The sequence below is a fragment of the Peptoniphilus sp. KCTC 25270 genome (assembly GCF_021012875.1).
Classification (GTDB): Bacteria; Bacillota; Clostridia; order Tissierellales; family Peptoniphilaceae; genus JAJMZJ01.
Genome location: NZ_JAJMZJ010000002.1, coordinates 71,403 through 93,164, shown reverse-complemented (window position 1 = coordinate 93,164; position 21,762 = coordinate 71,403). Strand labels below are relative to the sequence as shown.

19 protein-coding genes are annotated in these 21,762 nt (G+C 37.7%); 16 read left to right on the top strand and 3 right to left on the bottom strand.

The window, feature by feature from the left end; all coding sequences use genetic code 11:
- Nucleotides 1-33 precede the first annotated feature (33 nt).
- The 7 genes from LQU94_RS04250 to LQU94_RS04220 all read left to right on the top strand — a co-directional run bounded on the left by LQU94_RS04250 (nucleotide 34) and on the right by LQU94_RS04220 (nucleotide 6,408).
- Nucleotides 34-321, top strand: coding sequence for a DUF1905 domain-containing protein (locus LQU94_RS04250; protein WP_230696450.1), 288 nt, complete (start codon nucleotides 34-36; stop codon nucleotides 319-321).
- 98 nt (nucleotides 322-419) lie between these two features.
- A complete protein-coding gene (locus tag LQU94_RS04245; RefSeq protein WP_230696449.1) occupies nucleotides 420-1,115 on the top strand; it encodes a response regulator transcription factor in 696 nt (231 codons plus the stop codon).
- The gene (locus LQU94_RS04240; RefSeq protein WP_230696448.1) at nucleotides 1,093-2,058 is read left to right on the top strand and encodes a HAMP domain-containing sensor histidine kinase; all 966 of its coding nucleotides are present in this window, start codon (nucleotides 1,093-1,095) and stop codon (nucleotides 2,056-2,058) included. The genes LQU94_RS04245 and LQU94_RS04240 overlap by 23 nt, the downstream gene beginning before the upstream one ends.
- Nucleotides 2,059-2,180: 122 nt before the next feature.
- Nucleotides 2,181-2,927, top strand: a complete 747-nt coding sequence (locus LQU94_RS04235; protein WP_230696447.1) for an ABC transporter ATP-binding protein — start codon at nucleotides 2,181-2,183, stop codon at nucleotides 2,925-2,927.
- Nucleotides 2,928-2,932: 5 nt separating this feature from the next.
- Nucleotides 2,933-4,915, top strand: coding sequence for an FtsX-like permease family protein (locus tag LQU94_RS04230; protein ID WP_230696446.1), 1,983 nt, complete (start codon nucleotides 2,933-2,935; stop codon nucleotides 4,913-4,915).
- Nucleotides 4,916-4,924: 9 nt separating this feature from the next.
- Complete coding sequence (locus tag LQU94_RS04225; RefSeq protein ID WP_230696445.1) at nucleotides 4,925-5,893, top strand: S41 family peptidase; 969 nt, start codon at nucleotides 4,925-4,927, stop codon at nucleotides 5,891-5,893.
- 44 nt (nucleotides 5,894-5,937) lie between these two features.
- Nucleotides 5,938-6,408: a GNAT family N-acetyltransferase gene (locus LQU94_RS04220; protein WP_230696444.1), complete on the top strand. Its 471-nt coding sequence runs from the start codon at nucleotides 5,938-5,940 to the stop codon at nucleotides 6,406-6,408.
- A 67-nt stretch (nucleotides 6,409-6,475) separates the two neighbouring features.
- Here the strand turns inward: LQU94_RS04220 and LQU94_RS04215 are convergent, their stop codons facing one another.
- From LQU94_RS04215 to LQU94_RS04205, 3 genes are read right to left on the bottom strand one after another with little or no spacing between them, the layout of a single operon-like run.
- Nucleotides 6,476-7,396 (bottom strand): copper amine oxidase N-terminal domain-containing protein, encoded by a 921-nt coding sequence (locus LQU94_RS04215; RefSeq protein WP_230696443.1) that lies wholly within the window; start codon nucleotides 7,394-7,396, stop codon nucleotides 6,476-6,478.
- Complete coding sequence (locus LQU94_RS04210; RefSeq protein WP_230696442.1) at nucleotides 7,393-7,977, bottom strand: hypothetical protein; 585 nt, start codon at nucleotides 7,975-7,977, stop codon at nucleotides 7,393-7,395. The genes LQU94_RS04215 and LQU94_RS04210 overlap by 4 nt, the downstream gene beginning before the upstream one ends.
- 2 nt (nucleotides 7,978-7,979) lie before the next feature.
- Nucleotides 7,980-9,113 carry an aldo/keto reductase gene (locus LQU94_RS04205; RefSeq protein WP_230696441.1) on the bottom strand — a complete coding sequence of 378 codons (1,134 nt, stop codon included), beginning with the start codon at nucleotides 9,111-9,113 and terminating at the stop codon, nucleotides 7,980-7,982.
- 117 nt (nucleotides 9,114-9,230) lie between these two features.
- Here LQU94_RS04205 and LQU94_RS04200 point away from each other — a divergent pair, with 117 nt between their 5' ends.
- The 9 genes from LQU94_RS04200 (at nucleotide 9,231) to cas7e (ending at nucleotide 21,759) form a co-directional block, all read left to right on the top strand.
- Nucleotides 9,231-10,553 (top strand): CCA tRNA nucleotidyltransferase, encoded by a 1,323-nt coding sequence (locus LQU94_RS04200; RefSeq protein WP_230696440.1) that lies wholly within the window; start codon nucleotides 9,231-9,233, stop codon nucleotides 10,551-10,553.
- Between the two features lie 44 nt (nucleotides 10,554-10,597).
- A complete protein-coding gene (glmM, locus tag LQU94_RS04195) occupies nucleotides 10,598-11,947 on the top strand; it encodes a phosphoglucosamine mutase (protein WP_230696439.1) in 1,350 nt (449 codons plus the stop codon).
- On the top strand, nucleotides 11,944-12,801 hold the full coding sequence (locus LQU94_RS04190) for a DegV family protein (protein ID WP_230696438.1): 858 nt from the start codon (nucleotides 11,944-11,946) through the stop codon (nucleotides 12,799-12,801). The genes glmM and LQU94_RS04190 overlap by 4 nt, the downstream gene beginning before the upstream one ends.
- 96 nt (nucleotides 12,802-12,897) lie before the next feature.
- A complete protein-coding gene (gene tuf / locus LQU94_RS04185) occupies nucleotides 12,898-14,091 on the top strand; it encodes an elongation factor Tu (RefSeq protein WP_230696437.1) in 1,194 nt (397 codons plus the stop codon).
- Between the two features lie 196 nt (nucleotides 14,092-14,287).
- Complete coding sequence (locus LQU94_RS04180) at nucleotides 14,288-15,361, top strand: glycosyltransferase family 2 protein (protein ID WP_230696436.1); 1,074 nt, start codon at nucleotides 14,288-14,290, stop codon at nucleotides 15,359-15,361.
- Nucleotides 15,362-15,624: 263 nt separating this feature from the next.
- Entirely contained in the window at nucleotides 15,625-18,366 is a 2,742-nt protein-coding gene (gene cas3 / locus LQU94_RS04175; RefSeq protein ID WP_230696435.1) for a CRISPR-associated helicase Cas3', read from the top strand.
- Nucleotides 18,367-18,371: 5 nt separating this feature from the next.
- Nucleotides 18,372-20,057 (top strand): type I-E CRISPR-associated protein Cse1/CasA, encoded by a 1,686-nt coding sequence (locus tag LQU94_RS04170; RefSeq protein WP_230696434.1) that lies wholly within the window; start codon nucleotides 18,372-18,374, stop codon nucleotides 20,055-20,057.
- 9 nt (nucleotides 20,058-20,066) lie between these two features.
- Nucleotides 20,067-20,693: a type I-E CRISPR-associated protein Cse2/CasB gene (gene casB / locus LQU94_RS04165; protein ID WP_230696433.1), complete on the top strand. Its 627-nt coding sequence runs from the start codon at nucleotides 20,067-20,069 to the stop codon at nucleotides 20,691-20,693.
- Nucleotides 20,683-21,759: a type I-E CRISPR-associated protein Cas7/Cse4/CasC gene (gene cas7e / locus LQU94_RS04160; RefSeq protein WP_230696432.1), complete on the top strand. Its 1,077-nt coding sequence runs from the start codon at nucleotides 20,683-20,685 to the stop codon at nucleotides 21,757-21,759. The genes casB and cas7e overlap by 11 nt, the downstream gene beginning before the upstream one ends.
- Nucleotides 21,760-21,762 lie beyond the last annotated feature (3 nt).

Below are 21,762 nucleotides of genomic sequence, written 5' to 3'. Positions count from 1 at the left end.
GGAAAACCTGGCTTCTTTTTCAAAGGAGAAAAAATGAACACAAAAATATATCAATACGAGGGCGAAATTTGTGCAGCAGAACAAAAAGGAGGCGCTTACATTATTTTTCCCTATAATATTCGAGAAGAATTTGGAAAAGGAAGAGTCAAAGTAAACGCTACTTTTGATGGGGAACCTTATGAAGGTAGCGTAGTGAATATGGGCGTTAAGGACGAAGATGGAGAAATTTGTTATATTATAGGAATTCGAAAAGACATTCGAAAGAAAATAGGCAAAGAAATTGGGGATAAGGGAAAAGTAACAATTCAAGAAAGAGAATGAGAAAAAAAGAAAGAGGAAGTCGCTTTGTTGCGGCTTTTTTTTGTAAAAATAAGGGGAATTGTTTATAATGAGATTAGCTTTTTATTGGGAGGGATAAAATGGAAAATCGAAAATGGAAAATTTTTCTCGTAGAGGATGATCCGATTATTGGGGAAGAGATTGAAAAATATATGGTCGGATGGGGTTACCATGTGAAACGGGGAAGAGATTTTCAAAATATTTTTGGAGAGTTTCAAGATTATCAACCAGATTTGGTTCTTATGGACGTGACCCTCCCTTTTTTTAACGGATACCATTGGTGCCAATTGATTCGCTCTCATTCCAAATTGCCGATTTTATTTCTTTCAGCAGCGGATGAAAATTTGAATTTGATTATGGCTATGAATTTAGGAGCCGATGATTATTTGACCAAGCCTTTTGAACTGGAGGTGTTACAGGCAAAAGTAGCAGCCCTATTGCGGCGTTCCTATGAATATGTGGAGGTTTTTAAGGATTTGTATTATAAGAACGTAACGCTAAAGCGGGATTCTATGATGATTTCTTACGGACTAGAGGAAAGAGAATTGACAAAAAACGAATTTCGGATTTTGGAAATGCTTTTGGAAAAGCCAGGAACAATTTTTCCCCGAGAAGAGATTATGGAACGGATTTGGCAGTCTGACGATTATATTGATGATAATACATTGACGGTAAATATTATGCGTTTGCGAAAGAAACTAGAGGAAATGGGTCTTAGAGATTGGATTCAGACAAAGAAAGGAGTGGGCTATTATGTCCCATCTATCGTGGATTGATTTTTTCCGTAGAGAGAAAATGCCCATTTTCTTTGGGATTTTTGTATTTGTATATATATTTCTCTCTGGTTGGATTTTCCAATTGGATTTTTCCTATATTCTCTATATCTCTATGATGTATTTTTTGTGTTTTGTGTGTTTTCTTTTGTTTTTTTATAGTAAGAGAAATCGAGAATATAAGGAGATGATGGAATGGATACACCGTAAGGATTATGAGCTTCCTTTGAAAGAAAACAAAGATCCCCTTGTAATCTTGATTCGAAATTTGGATCACGAAAACACCCATTATCGGAATGAGGAAGAGAAGAAACAAAGGGCGCTACGAGAATATTTAACCATTTGGACCCATCAAATTAAATCGCCTCTCTTTGCTTTGCGTCTACTATTGAAAAAAGAGGAAATCAATCCTAGGGATTGCGAGAAGGAATTGTTCGAAATGGAGGAGTACATTCAAAATATCTTGGGATACGTACGCTTGGAATCGGATTCCACAGATTATGTGTTTCAAGTCCACTCTTTAGACGAAATGGTTCGCAGTACCATTCGTAAATATTCGATTCCATGCATTGGAAAAAACAATCGGGTGGAATTTTCCAACACGGAACGAAAAATTCTTACGGATTCCAAGTGGTTTGTATTTTTATTGGAACAAATTGTTTCCAATGCCATTAAATACACGGAAAATGGGACCATTTCTTTTGCTCTAGAGAGAGAAAAATTGAAGATTGAAGATAGTGGAATTGGAATCATTCCAGAAGACTTGCCTCGGATTTTTGATCCAGGTTACACAGGTTATAATGGCCGCTTGGAAAAAAAGGCTACTGGCTTGGGGTTGAGTTTGGCAAAATCCATAGGTTTTTCTTTGCGCATTCCTTTAGAGGCGAAGTCCGAACCCAAAGTGGGAACAAAAATCTATTTGGATTTATCCAATGTTTTGCAGTAAGAGTGGTAAGGCCACTCTTTTTTCTTACAAAAATGTCACATTCCATGGGAATTTGTTATTTTCTTCGAGGGATTGTTTTAGAAAAATTTTCTATAATATAAATATAGAAAAGGAGGCGGACTATGTTAGAAGTTCAAAATATACAAAAGATTTATCGCACTCGCTTTGGACAGAACGAGGTAGAAGCATTAAAAAACATAAACTTTACCGTAGAAGAAGGAGAATACATAGCCATTATGGGGGAGTCTGGAAGTGGAAAGACAACCTTATTAAACATTTTGGCCTTGTTGGATCGTCCAACGAAGGGGCGAGTTATTTTACGAGAACGGGATTTATCTACGATTCGAGATGGAGAAATGGCAAAATTTCGTCGAAAAAATTTGGGATTTGTGTTTCAAGACTTTAATTTGTTAGATACATTTACGATTAAAGAAAATATTCTTTTGCCATTGGTTTTGGCAGAGGAAAAAACAGCTTTCATGGAGAAAAAGTTGCGCCCTTTGGCAGAAAAATTAAATATTATAGATATTTTGAATAAATATCCTTATGAAGTTAGTGGAGGGCAAAAACAAAGGGCGGCCATTGCTCGTGGATTGATCACCGATCCAAGTATTTTACTGGCAGACGAGCCAACGGGAGCCTTGGATAGCAATAGTACCAGAGAATTATTAGAAGTGTTTGAAAAGTTAAATCAGGAAGGGCAGACCATTTTAATGGTAACCCATTCCATGAAAGCGGCTTCTGAAGCGAAACGGAATCTTTTTATTAAGGACGGAAGCATTTACCACCAATTGTATCGTGGAACTATGGATGCCATGGAAATGCAAACACAAATTGCAAATACGATGCAGATGTTACAAAGGAGTTGATGAGAATGCGTTCATTGTATAGAAGGCTAGCTTTTTCTTCCATTCAACGACATAAAAATGTGTTTCTACCTTTTATAGGAACCATTGTTTTTCTAATGACGTTAAATGCTATCTGTCTAAGTATTATGATGGACAGAACTTTGGCATCGGAATCAGGAATGGAAACCATGGTAACGATTATGGGAATGGCTGTGGGAATCTTATCGATTTTTTCTGTGATTATGTTATCCTCGGTGTATTCTTTTATTCAAAAACAGAAAAACAAAGAATCTGGCTTGTATTTAATTTTAGGACTGGAGAAAAAACATCTTCGCTTGATTCTGTTTTGGGAAATGGTCTATGTAATGATTTTTTCCATTGTTCCTGGATCCGTTTTTAGTTTGATTTTGTATAAACTTTCTTTAGGGCTGTTTGTTCGTATGACCAATTTATCCATTGATATTTTTGCAGCGGGATTTTTTAGCAATGTTTTTCCTATATTCTATATTTCTGCGATTTTTGTTGGAGTTTTGCTATTGGTTTTATTTTTACAATTTTTTTCCATGAGAAAATATTCTCCCATTGGATTGATTCAGGAATCCAAAGCAGGAGAAAAAACAAACCGTTTTGCCCCATTGATTGGATTGGTAGGGGTGGTTTGTTTAATAGCGGGCTATGCCATTAGTATTTTAACGAAGCAACCGTTGGAAGCATTGAGTCATTTTTTCCTTGCTGCACTTTTGGTTATTATTGGAACCTATTGTTCTTTCTCAGTGTTGGTTGCTTTGGTATTACAAGGAATGAAAAATAAGAAAAGTATGTACTATAAAAAAGAAAATTTCTTTGCTATTTCTGGGTTGTTGTATCGGGTAAAAAACAACTCCCGTTCTTTGGCCAATATTGCCATTCTTTCTACGGCCCTTACCATTGTTTTAACATCGGGAATCAGTCTATATTCAGGTGCGAATGATTTATTAAACCGATTGTTTCCTGTGCGATATTCGGTGGAGGTGTATGATACCCCTTCTCATAAGGAGACTCTCACCTACTACCAAAATCTTTTGGGGGACTATGTAAAAGAGAAAAATCTTCAAGGAGAAGTAAAGGCAACAGTAAGTTGGTCTGTTCCCTTTCTATATGAAAAAGAAAAGTTGCATCCCTTAGAGCAGGATAAGGCTACAGGAAATATTTGGGCCGACAATCGGCTCATAGGTTTGGACCTGTATTACGCTCCGAATTCAAAGGTGGATTTTGGCGAGAATGATATTTTATTGGTGGAAAAGCAAAAGGAAAAAGCGAAGGTTTTTGAGACGTTAGGATATAAAGTGGGGATAATTTCTCCAGAAAAAAATGACGTTCCCATGGAGGAAATTACAGTGGGATTTGACCGAAATAAATCTCTTATTAAAAATTACTCCATTGGAGAGGCGATTGCTTCTCGTTATCAACCAAATATCGATGCATGGGGAAAGATTACTCCTTCTGTAAAAATTTCATTAGATGGAGAAAATTTCCCAGATGATTTTGCCTATAATTTACGCAATTACTTGGAAAAAACGGATTCCCATGTAGTGAAAGTTACCGATCGAGAGGCCTCAAAAGTAGAATTTCGAATGATGTATGGAGTTATCTTTTTTACTGGAATCATTTTGTCGGTTGCCTTTATGGTAAGTATGAGCCTTGCGATTTATTATAAACAATTGACAGAAGGATATGAAGATGTGGAACGATTCCGTATTATGCAACAATTAGGTATGACAAAAGAAGAAGGAAAACAGACCATTCAAAAGCAAATACGGACTCTGCTTTTCTTACCAGTAATTTTTTGTATCGTCCATACTTGCTTTGCTTTTCCAATTGTACAAAAATTTTTGTCTTTAATTGGACTATTGAACACAAAATTATTTATAGTGACAATGATTGGCGTTTTTGTGGTATATATTCTTTACTACTTCATTGTTTATCGTTGGACAGAAAAAGTTTATCGTAAAATTGTCTTGAAATCGTAAGGAGGTTTTATGAAAAAGAAAATAGCCTTAGGAGTGCTTGTGTTTTTCATTCTTGGCGGTTTGGCTCTCGTTCAAATGTTGGGGCCACGTTTGGGAATGATTTTTGGAAAACCGATTTATATAATAGAGCCAGAGGCCGATGAATTTGGGGAAATTGCTTTTTCCTATATGGATCAAATGGGCATTCATAGTCAGGAAGAATCTTGGAAAAAGGAAAGAGAAACCGCTCGCAAGGAGTTGACTTCTGTTAAAAGTAAAGAGGAATTGCGACCACTTGTGGAAAAATATATAAAAATCGCCGGCGGAAAACATTCTTTTGTTATGGACAACCAAGGGAAGGAAGAGGTGGAGGCAGAATTTGTTTTGCCAGAGACTTCCTTTGAAAATGGAATTGTCTATGTGAAGCTTCCAGGATTTATGAGCACGCCGGAGCAAGGGGCGAAATACGCCAATACCATTGCCAACGCTTTTCAGGAAGAAAATATTCGTGGTGCGATTGTGGATTTGCGAGGAAATACTGGAGGGGATATGGGTCCTATGGTTGCTGGTATTTCGCCTTTGTTAAGGGATGGAGAAATTATGTATTTTTCTTCTTTAGCAGGAGATAATGCCGTTACCTTAGAAAATGGAATCAATAAAGGGGGCGGAAGCTCTGTAGAGGTAGAAAATAAAGAAAAAGTTCAAGGTATTCCCATTGGCGTTTTAACCGATGAAAAAACAGCTTCTTCCGGTGAGGCGACTTTAATTGCCCTTTTGGGAGAAAAAAGAGTTCGGACTTTTGGAAAACCAACCGCAGGTTATGCTTCTGCCAACACAATATTTCCTATTACGAAAGAATGGAGCATGGTTCTTACGATTTCAAAGAATAAATCTCGAGAGGGGAAAATTTTTGAAGAAGAGCCAATGGTTCCTGATGAAAATACAGAAAGGTCTTTAGAGGCAGCAAAAAGTTGGATAGAAAAAGAAACTAGAGGGTGAAAGCCCTCTATTTTTTTGGGTAGAAAGAGAAAAAGGAGGGCATTATGATACGTTTTGAAAAAGTAACAATGGAAAATTTTGAAGAAGTCATTGGTCTAAAGTTAAAAGAGGATCAAGTGGAATTTTTAGAGAGCAATTTGTATTCTTTGGCTGAAGCAAAGGTAAATGAAGCTTTGGAACCAAGGGGAATTTATTATAACGAGGAATTAATTGGGTTTATGTTGTATTATTTTAAGGAAGATAACCCAGACTATGTTTATTTGAAACGAATTATGTTGGACGAAAAATTCCAAGGTCGCGGTTGGGGACGAGAAGCCATGGAAGAATCCATTGCTTTTTTCAAAAGAGAATACCCTACGATTGGAGCCGTGGAATTGATGCATTATTTTGATAACGAGGGGGGAGAAAGTCTCTATATTTCCCTTGGATTTGAGGAAACAGGAGAAGTACGGGAGACCGTTCGTCCAGGGACAGATATCGTAGACAAAGAGCGAGTGCGTCGCTATTTTTATTAATAAATCTTATATTTTTCCACAAAAAAACGGCTTTCTCTTAGGAGTGAGCCGTTTTTCTTTTAGCCTATTAGATTTTTTGAAATAAATTTTCTAAAATAGAGGAAAGATTTCCTGTATTTTGAGAATTTTGATTTTCGTAAGTTGCCTTATAGGATTCAGAAGGAACATAAGGGCGATTTTCTGAAATGGCCTCTGCTACCCGTTGGGTTTCGCTTCTTTGTAAATTTAAGAAATAGAATTTCTCCAACAGTTTCAAAGCAGAATTTTTGTCATTTCCAGAATAACTTTCTTCGTATTCCTTTGTGATTTCCATGGCGGAGTTAAGGGACTGCAAATAAATTTTCTGCAAGGTTTCCATTTTTTGTGGAATGGTCGCCTTTTCTTCCCGAGATGCTTCTGATTGGAAAGTATGGGAGATTTCTCTTAACCTTTGTTGTATTTCGGATTTAGAAAGGGAAGAAAAATCTTGGTTCATCGTTTCTTGAAGCAATCGAATTTTTCCGTCTACTTCTTTTTGTCCCATTAAGTAAGATTGGAAGTAGGCTTTTTCCTCTGAAGTCAAATGGGATAGCGTGTTGTGATTCAAAATCACCGTATAATTTTCATGATCCCAATCTACGAAAAGGCCAAAAGCTTCTGAAATGGCTCGTAAGGGAACCATTGTACGGTCTTGTACCAATTTTGGAGCCACATCCAAAGGAATGGTTTCTCCAGCCACTTGGATTGCAGGTTTATTTACAGTTAAGCGAATGATTTTATCTCCTGAAATGGTAACCTCTTTTGCTTCTTGATTCCACTTCACATCGTATCCCATGGATTCAGAAATAAAACGAATGGGAACAAGGGTGCGATCTTGTTCAATAATAGGAGCAACGTCAGTTTCGACTAAATTTCCATCCAACAAAATGCGAACTTCTCTAGCTTCTACAGAATGAGTAGGAAGTAGAAGGAGAAGGAGAAATAGGAAGAGAAGACTTAAACGCTTCATTGTTCATCCTCGCTATTGGAACGAGTAGAATTTTCTTCTGTGTTGTTGGTTTTAGTGGTAGAAGATCTTTGGGTACTGGAAGAATTAGAATTTCCAGAATCTTTACTTCCATAGGTATTTTGTAAGGATTGCAAAATTTCATCATCGCTACCGGAAACTTCTACAATAGAATCTTTCTCTGTAGTAGGTTCAATGTTTCCATCTTCTCCGTCATGATAGAAAAGTACATATTGTTTCGAAGGAGAAAGTCCCTCAGGGGCTTCGAACTCAATATTGGAAAGATTTCCCTTATAATTGTTCAAAATGCGAAGTTCCATTTGATTGTCTGCCGTAGTGGAAAGTTCTACTAAAGCAATGTAATCACTGGCGCTCATTTTTTCTCGAAGGGAAAGAGTTTCCGTTTCTTCTTCCTCATTTGTTTCTTCTGTTGTCGCGGCATTTTCTTTTTCAGCCGTGGTGGCTGTTTTTTTCGTAGCGGTATTTCCCTCAGCAGCAGCGGCTGGTTCTTCGGCCTTTTGAGAACAAGCCACTAAGGATAAGCTCAAAAGGGCTAAAATAGAAATCATTCGAAGTCTTTTCACAATCATACCTCCGTTAAATTATCATGGGCACTTTTTAAGTCTTCAATAATATTTAGGTGTTGTGGACATTGACTTTCACAAGAGCCACATTCCACACAATGAGATGCGTCATGATTTTCTTCTTGTAATTTTTCATATAAATCTTTATTGGATTCTTCTCCATAAACATGAAGATTGTTGTATTGCTTAAAAATCTTTGGGATTTCTACCTCTTGAGGGCAGGGCATACAATAATCGCAAGAAGTACAGCCAACTTGGGTACGTTTATCAAAAATCATCTTGGCTTCAATGTAAATATCTTGGTCTTTTTCATCTAGAGAGTTGGCTTCAACGATACTGGCTACATTTACATTGTCTTCCACTTGAGCCATAGAGCTCATACCGCTTAAGACAACCGATACTTCTTCTCGGTTAAACAAATAAGCCAAAGCATGTCCAGAAGGAGAGAAATCGTTAGAAGCTTCTTTGAATAAATCTTGAATATCTTGTGGCGGATAGGCCAATTTGCCCCCTTTAATCGGCTCCATAATTACAACAGAAAAACCTTTATTGTGAGCGTAATCCAAACCTTGTAAACCAGCTTGGTGACCGATATCCATATAGTTCAATTGAATTTGTGTAAAATCCCAATCATAGGCGTCACAAATTTCTTCAAATAGAGGGTATTCATCGTGGAAAGAGAATCCTAAGTAGCGAATCAAACCCTCTTCTTTAGCGCGCTTCATATCTTGGAAAACATTAAGGGAAGTAATTTTATCCCAACGTTGACGATCCAAAGCGTGGAGCAAATAAAAATCTACATATTCCACTTGCAACCGTTCCAATTGCAATTTCAAAAGATTATAGAAATCTCCTTCTTTTTCCGCTTTCCAAACGGGGCATTTTGTTGCCAAATAAATATCTTTTCTTCGTCCATTTTTTTGGAAATATTCCCCTACAAACAATTCCGATTGTTCGTTATGATAAGGAAAAGCCGTATCAATATAATTTACGCCATTGTCAATGGCATAATCCAACATTTTTGTGGATTCTTCCTTATTAATGGTTTCTTTGTCGTCTAAAGTAGGAAAGCGCATGCAACCAAAACCCAATTGGGATACGCTTAAATTATCTTTGGTAAAATTACGGTATTTCATAGTGTACCTCCCTTTGTTCCCTATTATAACACACTATCACAAAATAAAACGAAATCCTAAAAATATCTCCTTTTTGCAAGTGGCTCTATCAATGGTATAATACCCATGGAGGGACATATGATTCCAAAAGAAATTGAAAAAATCATAAAAAAATTAAATAGCGAAGGGAAAGAGGCTTATATTGTCGGAGGATGCGTACGAGATTGGATTTTAGGAATAGAACCCAAAGATTTTGATATTACAACCAATGCTCTTCCCGACGAAACCTTAGAAATCTTTCAAGATTATACCTGTTATACCATTGGGAAAAAATTTGGTACCATTGGGGTCTTAACAGAAGAAGGAATTGTGGAAATCACCACCTACCGAGTGGATGGGGAATATACAGATCATAGAAAACCTGGCGAGGTAGAATTTAGCCGTTCCTTAATAGAAGATTTGAAACGTCGAGATTTTACAATGAATGCCATTGCTTATAACCCAGAAGAAGGATTTGTGGATCCTTTTCATGGAAAAGAAGACACTGAGAGAAAAATCATTCGTTCCGTTGGCAATCCAGAAAAACGATTGGAAGAAGATGGATTGCGGATTCTTCGGGCTCTTCGATTTATGGGGCAATTGGATTTTGAGTTAAATAGAGATTTAGAGAAAACCATAGAGAAAAAAAGAAATTTGTTGCAATTTTTGTCTAAGGAACGGATTCGAGATGAAGTGGATAAAATTCTTCTGCAAGAAAAGCCATCGAAAGTTTTCCGAAAAATGTTGGAGCTACATGTGTTAGAAGAAATCTTTCCTGAACTGATTCCAACCGTTGATTTCGATCAAAAAAGTCCCTATCATGATCAAATGCTCTTCGACCATATTCTTTGTGTTGTAGATCATGCTCCGAGAAAATTGTCCTTGCGTTTGGCGGCCTTGTTCCATGATGTGGAAAAGCCCTCTACTTTTACTTGGGATGAAGAAAAGGAAAAGGGGAGGTTTTTTGGACACGATGCCCAAGGGGCTGAACAGGCAAGAAAAATATTAAGGAAATATCGAGAGCCTAATTCTCTGATTCATGAAGTAAGCACCTTGATTCGAGAGCATATGAAATTTCACGAAGAAATTTCTGATAAGGCCCTACGCCGCCAAATCCATCGAGTAGGAGAAGATTTAATATTGGATCTTTATGATTTAATGGGAGCGGATATGGCCTGTACATTTGCCGGTCGCGATCTTCATTGGGTGGAAGAGAGAAAAGCACGAATCCAAAAAATGTTAGAAGAAAACATTGTGGAAAAATCCAAGCTGGCAATTGGAGGAGCCGATTTAATAGAAATGGGCTGGGAACAAGGGCCAGAAATCGGAAAAGTTTTGAAAGAATTACAAGAACTAGTTATTGATGAACCAGAGAAAAATACGAGAGAAACACTTTTGAATATAATAAAAAATCGAAAATAGGGTATTTATAACTAGATAAAACCTTAGAAATAGCAGGGGGAGTTATGGGAAAATTATTTGGAACAGATGGCATCCGTGGAGTTGCCAATGAAGAACTTACACCAGAATTGGCCTATCGCACAGGACAAATTGCTGGGGAAGTGTTGATGGAAGGAAGAGAAGGAAGAGGATTGGTATTAATTGGAAGAGATACACGCCAATCTGGAGAAATGCTTCACCATTCCTTGGTTTCAGGACTTTTATCAACAGGAATGGATGTTGTGGATTTAGGAGTGATTCCAACCCCAGGGGTAGCGTATTTGGTTCGAAAATACCAAGCAGATATGGGGATTGTCATTTCAGCCTCTCACAATCCATATATTTACAACGGAATTAAAATTTTTGATAAAACAGGATATAAATTGCCAGATGCAATCGAAGAAAAAATCGAAGAAAAATTATTAAATGAGGAATATCGTTCCCCATTGGCCCATGGAGATGATATTGGCAGAATTCGCCATGATTTCCGCGGAGCAGAAGACTATAAGGATTATTTAATGGGCCTTATGGACGAGGATATTTCCGACAAAATTATTGCCATGGATTTAGGAAACGGGGCTTTAAGCCATATGGCACAAGACGTTTTGGAAAGCCTTGGAGCGACTGTTTATGCCATTAACAATAGCCCAAATGGAAAGAACATTAACGATCAATGTGGTTCAACAGATCCAGGAAAAATCCAAGCATTGGTAAAAGAGAAAAAAGCGGATATTGGATTGTCTTTTGATGGAGATGCGGATCGAATTATTGCAGTAGATGCAAAAGGAAACATCATTGATGGAGACCATATCTTAGCCATTTGTGCCATGCAATTAAAAGAAGAAGGAAAGCTAACAAACAATATGGTTGTTGGTACGATTATGACCAATATCGGGCTCGATCGATATTTAGAATCCATCGGCGTTGAAATTACTAAGACCAAAGTAGGAGACCGTTATGTTTTAGAATCTATGTGTGAAAACAATTACGTTCTGGGAGGAGAACAATCAGGACATATTATTTTCAAAGATTACAACACAACAGGCGATGGTTTGGCAACGGGAATTCATCTCCTACAAGTAATGGCAAAAACAGGAAAGACAAGCGACGAATTAAACGGTTTGATGACCTCTTATCCACAAGTTTTAGTGAATGCAAAAGTAGCAAAAGACAAGAAAGATGCCTATTTGCACCATGAGGGAATCCAAAAATCCATTCAAGAAGTAGAAGAAAAATTCAAGGGAAATGGACGGGTAGTCATTCGTCCATCGGGAACAGAACCTTTGGTACGTGTAATGATCGAGGGAGATGACCAAGAAATTTTGGAAAAATGTGCGAGAGAATTGGCAGAGGAAATTGAAAGGGAATTGGCATGACGGACAGAAAAAATTATAGAATTATTTCTGACTCGGCTACAGATTTATCCAAAGAAGACCAAAGAAGCATAGGTGTGCGTTTTGTGCCTTTCAAAATCGACATAGAGGATCAAACTTTTGTAGACGACGACGATTTGAACTTGGACGAATATTTTTATGCAATGAAAAAGACAAAAGACCCTATCCGTACGGCTTGTCCTTCTCCAATGGAATTTGAGGAAGCACTACTGGAGGCGGTAGAGTCCGATGGGATATTCCTAATCACCATATCAAAGGAACTGAGTGGGTCCTATAATGCGGCAAAAGTCGCTGTAGCTGCATTTCAAGAAAAACATCCAGAAGTTCCAGTGCATTTAATTGATTCAAAGTCAGCATCTGCAGGGCAAAGCAATATTGCTTTTATGTTACACGACTATATCCAAGAAGGGCTTTCCTTTGAAGAAATTGCAGAAAGAATAGAAGAGTTTGTTGAAAGACAAAGCACCTATTTTGTATTGGAAAGTTTAGACAATTTAATTAAAAATGGCCGAATCAAAAAAACAGCGGGATTGGTGGTAAATGCCTTAAACATTAAACCCATTATGAAAGACAATGGAAATGGAGAAATCGAACTTTTCCAAGTCAATCGAGGTTTTAAGAAAAGTTTGAAGAAATTAGCAGAAAAAGTCATTGAGGAAGCCGAGAGCAAAACCATCGAAATCGTTTCTATCGCCCATGTAGGAACTTTGGAAAAAGCCATGGAATTAAAGGAACGAATTATGGAAGGGAGCAATATTCGACGCATTCACGTGATCGAAACAAAAGGCTTGGCTTCCGGATACGCTGACTTAGGAGGAATCGTCATTGCCTTTTAGGAATTGAAGTAGAATGATTGATTTTTCCCATTGAATACGGTATGATGAAGTTATATATTTGAAAAATTTTGCAAAATTTTTAGGAGGATTATTTTAATGGCAAGAGAAAAATTTGAAAGAACCAAACCACACGTTAACATTGGTACAATCGGTCACGTAGACCACGGTAAAACAACGTTAACAGCAGCAATCACATTAGTATTAAACAAAAGATTCGGAAGCGGTGAGTTCGTAGATTACGCAAACATCGATAAAGCACCAGAAGAAAGAGAACGTGGAATCACAATCTCAACTTCTCACGTAGAATACGAAACACCAAACCGTCACTACGCTCACGTAGACTGCCCAGGCCATGCTGACTATGTAAAAAACATGATCACAGGAGCCGCTCAAATGGACGGCGCTATCCTAGTATGTTCTGCAGCAGACGGACCAATGCCACAAACTCGTGAGCACATCCTATTAAGCCGCCAAGTAGGGGTACCAAAAATCGTAGTATTCCTAAACAAACAAGACCAAGTAGACGACGAAGAACTAATCGAATTAGTAGAAATGGAAATCCGTGACCTATTAAGCGAATACGACTTCGACGGCGACAACACACCAATCACTGTAGGATCTGCCTTAAAAGCATTAGAAGATCCAGACGGAGAATGGGGCGACAAAATCGTAAAATTAATGGAAACCGTAGACGAATACATCGACGAACCAGTACGTGACGTAGACCATGCTTTCCTAATGCCAGTAGAAGACATCTTCTCTATCACAGGTCGTGGAACCGTAGCAACAGGCCGTGTAGAAACAGGCGTAGTAAAAGTAGGCGACAACGTAGAAGTAGTAGGATTAACAACAGAAAAACGTACCATCGTAGTAACAGGGGTAGAAATGTTCAAAAAACAATTGGATCAAGCCCAAGCCGGAGACAACGTAGGTCTATTATTACGTGGTGTACAAAGAGACGAAATCGAACGTGGACAAGTATTAGCAGCACCAAACAGCATCGCTCCACACACAAAATTTGAAGGCGAAGTATACGTATTAAGCAAAGAAGAAGGTGGACGTCATACACCATTCTTCAACGGATATCGTCCACAATTCTACTTCCGTACAACAGACGTAACAGGTGATATCAAATTACCAGAAGGTGTAGAAATGGTAATGCCAGGAGACAACGCAACATTCACAGTAGAACTAATCACACCAATCGCAATGGACGAAGGATTACGTTTTGCGATTCGTGAAGGTGGTCGTACAGTAGCATCAGGCGTAGTAACAAAAATTCTTGGATAAGAATTGTTATAAGCAAAAATAAGAAAGAGAGTCGAAAGACTCTCTTTTTTTATGGAAAATTTTCTGAGAACTTAGGAAAAGATAAGGCAATTCACTAGATTTCTAAATTTTATACAATTTTATTTTTTTCTATTGTTTTCTTTTTCCATTCTCTATAGGATATAAGTAGAACTATTTTATATTCAAGGAGATTTACATGTTTTGTATTCCGATTTTAATTCCGGCTTATGAACCGGATTCTCGCTTGTTTGATCTAATTTCAGAGTTGCATCGGCGAAATATGGGACCCATCTATATTGTAAACGATGGGAGTTCTTCTTCTTTCGATTCGATTTTTTCTCTTTGCCAACCAATGGTTCAGGATTTAGGAGGGAAGATTTTAATTCACCCTGAGAATCGTGGAAAAGGGCAGGCCTTGAAAACGGCAATTGCAGCGGTTTCGGAAGATTTTCCAGAAATTTTAGGTGTAGTAACGGCCGACTCAGACGGACAACATGACCCAGATTCCATTGAAAAAATTCGCAAGGAAATGGAGAAGAATCCAGGAGATCTAATTCTAGGATTTCGTGAGTTTTCAGGAGAAGAGGTACCTTTGCGCAGCCGTCTAGGAAACGCCATTACGGAGAAAGTGTTTCAATTTGTAACCGGTCGTGCTTTGAAAGATACCCAAACGGGACTGCGGGGAATTCCTCGGGAAATGTTCTCCACCCTTCTTTCCTCTCAGGCAACGGGCTTTGAGTTTGAGATGGAAATGCTAGTAGACGGAATCCGTTCTTTTGAAATTGTAGAGATTCCCATTGAAACCATTTATGATTCTCGAGAACATCATCAATCCCATTTTCATACCGTAAAAGACTCATGGAAAGTATATCGTGTTTTAGGTCGAGGATTTTTCCTATTTGCCTGTGGCTCCGTTCTGTCTATGGCTTTGGATTTGTTTTTATTCTCTTTATTCTGTTCTTTTTTTAAGAGCTCTTATCCAGGAATTTATATCGTTTTGGCAACGATTTTAGCAAGGGTTTGTTCCTCTTTTTTCAACCTAGTATTTAACTACAAAATTGTTTTTCAGAGTTCTCAAAACTTTTTGTCTTCTTTGGGAAAATATTACTCACTGGCTTTGTTTATTATGGGAGCAAGTGCAATTTTTGTAAGCATAATTTTATGGATTTTCCCCAGTTTTTCAGAGGTTGTGGTGAAATTCTTTGTGGACTTGGCCTTGTTTTTTGTCAGTTATTCCATCCAAAACAAAAGGGTTTTTAGAAAAAAATAGAATCTTTTCCCGTGGGGAAGATTTGGACATAAAAAAACTCCCGGCTTTTACGGAAGCTTTTTTATTGGGGGAATTCTTGGAAGTACATTCGAGAAACAGCGGAAGAAATAGCTATAAAGAAAAAATGTGGAGGAAACTCAGAAAAATAAAAAAACATATGTTCTTTTTTGCGGGATTTGTGTTATAATGACCTAAGGTAAAAAGGAACAGAAAGAGTTTTATAATGTATGAAAATGTTTTCTTATGTGTGTGACGAGGTTTTTATGAATCATTTTGAAGAAGTTTTATGGGCGAAGAAAAAAGTAGAGGGAAGTCGACTTTTGTGGCTTCCTCTGTGGCAACATATGGAAGATACAGGATTTGTTATGGGACAACTTTGGGAACATTGGCTGAGCCAAGGAGTAAAAGATTTTATTGGGGAAAATTTATATCCTTTGGATGAGGAAGAAATTAAAAAGCTATGTGTATTTTTAGGATATTCCCATGATTTGGGTAAAGCTTGCGCCAGTTTTCAATCGATGTCTGGCGTTCCAAATCAAAGAGATTTAGATGCTCGGTTAATGGAAAATTTGGAACGTCATGGATTTACAGGAATAAGCCAATTGGTTTTATCTTCTTCTAGAGAGACGCCTCACGCTTTAATGGGGCAGGCTTTATTCATGGAGTATGGCGTAGGAGAAGATATTTCTTCTATTGTTGGGGGACATCATGGAAAAGCTCCGGATTCTATGAAAGCAGTGAGGGAACATGGGCCTTTTTGTTATGACGCGAACTATTTTCAAGTGGACGATAAAAAAAGCGAAATTTACAAAAAATGGGACGAGGGACAAAGGAATTTATTTGCCCGTATTTTAAGAGAGAATCGTTATTCTTCCATAGAGGAACTTCCTTCCATTCCTCAAAAAGTACAAATTTTATTATCTGGACTTTTGATTATGGCGGACTGGATTGCCAGTAATGAACGATATTTTCCATTGATTGATTTAGAGGAAGAGGGAGTACAAGATCAAGAGAAGCGCAGAATAGAAGGCTGGAGAAAATGGGAAAAGACAAATCTTTATGAAGGTGAATATCTGCCAGAGGTAGAAGAAGTTTTTCAATGTCATTTTGGATTTTCTCCTAGGAATGTGCAAGAGGTTTTTTCTCATTGTATGGAAAAGACAGAAAATCCGGGGATTTTTATTTTGGAAGCACCTATGGGAATTGGGAAAACAGAGGCGGCTTTAGCAGGGGTAGAAATTTTATCCTATAAAAAACGGAGCCGAGGTATGTTTTTTGGTTTACCAACTCAAGCAACTTCCAATGGGCTTTATCCTAGAGTTTATGATTGGTTGAAAAAATGGATGGAAGAAACGGAGAATACGACTTCTATTCGTTTGCTTCATGGAAAGGCGTCGCTAAACGAAGAGTTTGCGGGGTTGGCAGAAAATATTAACGTTGATGAAAGCCGAAATGAAAGCGTTCAGGTCAACCAATGGTTTTCAGGGCGAAAAACAGCTTCTTTGGATGATTTTGTTATAGGAACAGTGGATCAATTTTTGCTATTGGCGTTGAAGCAGAAACATTTGGCGCTGCGACATTTGGGTTTTAGCAAAAAGGTAATCGTATTGGATGAAATTCATAGTTACGATACCTATATGGCTCAATATTTATACAGAGCTGTAGAATGGTTAGGAACTTATAATGTTCCGGTTATTATTCTTTCGGCTACTTTGCCTCGAGAAAGACGGGAAGAGTTAATTATCCACTATATGCAAGGTCGTGGTTTGAAAAAACGAGAGATGAAAAAACAGATGGAATCCTTTCCTATAGGAAGCTATCCTGTTGTTACTTATACCGATGGGGATTTGGTTCTTCAAGAAACCTCCTTTGAAGAAATGGAAGAGAAGAAAGTAGCCATCCATTTTTTAGGGGAAGAAAATAGAATGGATTTTTTGGAAGAAAAACTCCAAAACGGAGGTATTATTGGGATCATTGTCAATACGGTCAAAAGAGCCCAACAATTTACGGAAGAATGTTCCGAAAGATTTGGCCCAGAAATGGTGGATCTTCTTCATTCTAGCTTTATCGGGACCCATCGAGTAAAGAAGGAAGAGGATTTAATGGCTCAAATCGGGAAAGGTGGAAATCGACCAAAGGGGAAAATCATTATTGGAACCCAAGTGATGGAGCAGTCTTTGGACATTGATTTTGACCTTCTAATTTCTGACTTGGCGCCTATGGATCTTTTGATTCAAAGAATCGGACGACTTCATCGCCATAAAATTCCTCGTCCAAAAGGCTTTGAGATTCCTCAATGTTACGTTATGGGGCGCAGTGATATTTTAGAATTTGAGCCAGGGTCTATGGCTGTATATGGGGGATATTTATTGGCAAGAACGCAATTTTATTTGCCAGAAAACGTAATGATTCCTAAAGATATTCCTACGTTAGTAGAAAAAGTGTACGGAACAGAAAATATATGCTTCCCCCATGAGTTAGAAGTCATATATAATAATATGAAAGAGAAAGAAAAGGACAAACATACAAAAAAAGAAACCAAAGCGAAAGTATATCAAATTCTTTCTCCAGGAAGGAAAAAGCAAAAAAGTCTCATAGGATGGCTTAGTTTTGAAAGTCTAGTGGAGACCGAAGAAAGGGCAAGCCAACAGGTTCGAGACAGTTTAGACACCATTGAAATCATTGCCTTAAAAAAAATTGGCAATGGATACGGGATTTTTGGAGAAGAAGAAGATATTTCTCTTAAAATTTCCGATTTTGAAATAGCCCGGGAAGTGGCGAAACAGACGCTGAAATTACCAAGTATTCTGTGTATGCCAAATAATATAGACGCAACCATTGATCAATTGGAAGCGTATCGAATTCAGAACTTGAAAGAATGGGAGGAGATAATCTGGCTAAAAGGGGCATTAGGAATTGTTTTTGATGAAGAAAATACCTTTATATTAAATGGCGTTCGTTTGACCTATGATGAGAAGTTGGGACTGAAATACGAAAGGATGTGAAGAATTTGCGTTTTAACTTATTAGACGAACCGTGGATTTCCGTAATAACGGATTCCAAAGGAACGACAAAAGAAGTATCTCTTTTAGAATGCCTTGAGAATGCGCCAAACTATCTTGGCTTGGGAGGAGATATGAAGACCCAAGATTTTGCCATGCTTCGTTTATTGCTGGCAGTGCTTCATACGGTATTTTCTCGTTTTGATGGAGAGGGAAATCCTTACGAATTTGTAAATTTAGACGACCGATTTAAGCCCTTGGAAGAAATCCATTCCGACGATGAAGAGGAATATGCAGAAGCTTTAATGGAAACGTGGAAAACTTTATGGGAAGAAAAACAATTCCCAAATATTGTAGGGGAATACTTAGAAAAATGGAGAGATCGTTTTTACTTACTCCATGAGACATATCCCTTTTTCCAAGTTACGGAAAAGGAAGTGGCACCAAATAAATTAAATAAATCAAAACCTAGCAGCGTTTCGGGGAAAAATATGAATCGTTTGATTTCTGAAAGTGGAAATAAAGTGGCCCTATTTTCTCCCAAATATGAAGGAAAAGGAAATAAGGAAATCTTATCTTTTCCTGAAGTAGCTCGTTGGTTGCTGACGTTCCAAGGATATAGTGGATTATCGGATAAGGTAATTTTTGGGAAGGAAAAATATAAATCTTCCAAAGGATGGATTTTTGACTTAGGAGGGGTTTTTGTTGAGGGAGAAACTCTTTATGACACCCTTCTTTTGAATCTGGTTTTAGAGCATCCAGAAGAAATGTATATTTTGAATGAACAAAAACCTTGTTGGGAATATGAACCCAAAGAAATCATCGAGAGATATATGAAGTCTGCAACGGTAGACAATCTTGCTGAACTTTATACCAACTGGAGTCGAGGGATTTTTATTCCTCCAGAAACGGTAGAAGAAAAACCATTTTCTTTTGACATTGTGAAAATTCCAGATATGAATCATCAGGATTTATTTTTGGAGCCTATGACTCTGTGGCGATACAATCTTAACGGAGAGAATAAGGACACTTATACGCCAAAGAAACACACTCCCAATCAAGCCTTATGGCGTTCCTTTGGGCTTTTAATGGTTTCTTATGGAGAAAATAAGCGAATTCCTATTTTAATGAAATGGATTCAAGGGTTAGAAGATACAGTTGGAGAGTATGATTTAACCATTCAAGCCGTTAGTATGAGAGACGATGGAAATGCGACTTCGTGGGTTCCTGTAGACGAAATTTTAGATTCTCTAAATATAAACGAATGGATTTTATCTGATGTTTCAAAAAATGGCTGGGTTCCTCGGATCAACGATATGGTTGAGTTAACGAAGTCGGTAATTGAAAAAACCTTTAGAAAATTTGTTATGGATATAAAGGAAATTCGGAATCTATCTTCTAGCGAATTTGTAAACCAAAAGGTAGAAGAGATGTATTTCTTGGTAGACAGTCCATTCCGAGATTGGATTGAGGGAATTGAACCAGAGAATTCCAAGGAAGAAAAACTGCAAGAATGGAAAAATATTTTAAGAAAAATTGTTCAAAGAGAAGCAGAAAAAATGGCGATGGAAGGAACTTCGAGAGATTATGTTGGAATAGAAAAAAGGATTAGCGAAACACGAAGTGAATACAAAAATATTCCTTTATCATACAATTCTTTTTTATATTTTTTAGAGCAAGAGCTTAAAGGTTAGGAGGGTACAATGGAAGAAAAAGCAGAAAGAAAAAATACGGTTTATTCTGTCACCAATCGAATTGCTTCAAGATTGATTCAAATGGAAGAAACCTCTTCTGGGAAAGCAACCTTAGCAGAACTTAGAAAATCCATCGGAAAGCCTCTAAGTGAAACCATTGGTGTTTGGTCCACTTTGTACGATCAATTGCCAGAAGAATTTTTGGGACAAGGGGAACAACTATCGAAAGAGGAAAAATCCATCTTATATGCCTTACAAATTTTGGCCCTTTCAGAGCAAGGAAGCAAAAAAAGTGGGATGATGGCAGAAGAGGAAGAAATTGACGGAGAAAAAGTAAAAAATCGCTGGAAGAATATGGGGCATACATTCCGTTCCTTGCGAATGGGAGAAAACACGACAGCCGTAGATCGCCGTTTTAATGCCTTAATCACGGCTTCCACTTTTGAAGAATTTATCTATCATTTGCGACAAATGACAAAACTTATGAAAGCCAAAACCACAGCTCCTATTCATTATGGAAAACTAGCAGAGGATTTATACTGGTTCCAAAGGGGAGAAGAAGAACGAGTACGACTTGCATGGGCAAAAGCTTATTATCAAAGAAATAAAAAAGGAGAAGAGAACAATGAACAATAATCAACGCTTATTTTTAGACATTCACGCCATTCAAACTTTGCCACCATCTAATATCAATCGTGACGATACAGGCAGTCCAAAATCCGCTCAATATGGTGGGATTCGAAGAGCAAGAGTCAGTTCTCAATCATGGAAACGAGCCATCCGAAACTATTTTATTGATAAGGGAGAAATAAAAAATGTTGGCGTTCGTACTTTGGAAGTCGTAGAATTTGTGGCGAAAAAAATTCTAGAATTGGACAATGGGAAAAGTGAAGAAGAAGCCATTAAACTAGCCAAAGACGCATTGGAAGGCGCTGGATTGAAATTAAAAGATAATAAAACAAAAGCCCTATTTTTCTTAGGAGATACCCAAGGAAGAAATTTGGCCAAAGCAGCCCTTGAAGGAGAAAACGACAAAGAAGTTCTAAAAAATATTTTGAAAAACAACCAAGCAATTGATATTGCTCTATTTGGCCGTATGCTAGCAGATGACCCATCTCTAAACGAAGATGCATCTTCTCAAGTGGCTCATGCCATTTCCACTCACGGAGTGCAATCGGATTTCGATTTCTTCACAGCCGTAGATGACTTACAAGGAGAAGAACAAAGTGGTGCCGGCATGTTAGGAACCATCGAGTTCAATTCTTCTACTCTTTACCGTTATGCCAACGTAGCCGTACATGATTTCTATCGCCAAATTGAAGACAAAGAATCCGTAGCAGCGGCCTTAAAACTTTACGTAGAAGCATTTATAAACTCTTTGCCAACAGGAAAAGTAAATAGTTTTGCCAATCAAACGGTGCCACAAGGAGTTTTAATCGTATTGAGAAAAGACCGACCAGTAAACTTAGTAAGTGCCTTTGAAAAACCCGTTTCTTCCACAAAAGGATATGTAGAGCAATCTTTAGAAAAATTAATGGAAGAATATAAGAAAACACAAAAATTTGTAGAAGAACCAGAATTTTCTATCGTATTAACCATGGATGATTTCAACGGAAAAGAAGAGGTTCAAGAAGCGAAATCTATAAAAGATTTATTGGAAACTTTGAATGGCCAGTTGGAAAAATTCATCCAAGAAATGTAAGGT